Origin of the sequence: Blastococcus goldschmidtiae, assembly GCF_031845325.1 — a bacterium.
GTDB classification, from domain to species: domain Bacteria; phylum Actinomycetota; class Actinomycetes; order Mycobacteriales; family Geodermatophilaceae; genus Blastococcus; species Blastococcus goldschmidtiae.
In genome coordinates this window covers 1-435 of sequence record NZ_JAVREI010000050.1, presented here as the reverse complement: position 1 = coordinate 435, position 435 = coordinate 1, and the positions used below count along the sequence as shown (strand labels likewise).

Genomic DNA, 435 nt, shown 5'->3' with positions numbered 1-435 from the left:
GTAACGGGCGAGATGACGGCGGCCGTACCGGTCAAAATCGCTTCCGCACCGTTTTCCACAGCAGCTTTCAGTTCGTCAACCGTGAAATTACGTTCGCTGACGGTATAGCCCAAATCTTTGGCGACAGTCAGCACGGAATCGCGGGTAACGCCGTGCAGGAATTCGTCTGTCAACGGTTTGGTAATGATTTCATCGCCGTTAATCAGGATAAAGTTGGATGCGCCGGTTTCCTGAACGTCGCCGTTCGGGCAGAACAGGACTTGATTTGCGCCGTATTCGGCTTTCGCCTTCAGCAACCAGTGCATGGCGGAAGCGTAGTTGCCGCCGCATTTGACGCGGCCCATATGCGGGGCGCAGCGGATGTGTTCGGTTTCCACCAAGATTTTCACGGGCGAGCCGACTTTGAAATAGTCGCCGACGGGGGAAGCCAAAATA

1 protein-coding gene is annotated in these 435 nt (G+C 55.2%); it reads right to left on the bottom strand.

Annotated elements, in window-relative coordinates:
- Positions 1-435, bottom strand: a 435-nt coding sequence (locus RM425_RS21540) for an aminotransferase class IV (protein WP_311347276.1), incomplete at both ends; no start/stop codon positions are given.